The 406-nt window shown below is 64.3% G+C and carries 1 protein-coding gene; it reads left to right on the top strand.

The features are described from left to right. The coding region (locus AC5ZGW_RS47295) for a DEAD/DEAH box helicase (protein WP_496114294.1) at positions 1-406 on the top strand (406 nt) is incomplete at both ends.

The following is a 406-nucleotide window of genomic DNA, read 5'->3' as shown; positions in this document are numbered from 1 at the left end:
ACCAGCTTCCGGCTCGGGACTTGAAGCCGCCTATCACCTGCTCCATCCCAAGATCCGTCGCTGGATCCGCGACCAGGGCTGGGACGAATTGCGCGAGATACAGGCGCGCACGATCCTCGCCGTCCTCGACGGCGATCGCGATATCCTGATCTCCGCGACGACCGCGGCCGGCAAGACGGAAGCGGCGTTCCTCCCGATCCTGACGTCGATCGCGGAGCGCAACGCGTCCGGCTTCTCGGTCCTCTACGTCAGCCCGCTCAAGGCGCTCATCAACGACCAGTTCCGGCGCCTCGAAGGATTGTGCGAGAGCATGGAGATCCCGGTGGTCAAATGGCACGGGGATGCGCCGCAGGCAGAGAAGAAGAAGGCGATGAACAAACCCGACGGGATCGCCCTCATCACTCCG

It is taken from the genome of Bradyrhizobium sp. Crot121, from assembly GCF_059512385.1.
This window is presented reverse-complemented; position numbering and strand designations above follow the sequence as displayed.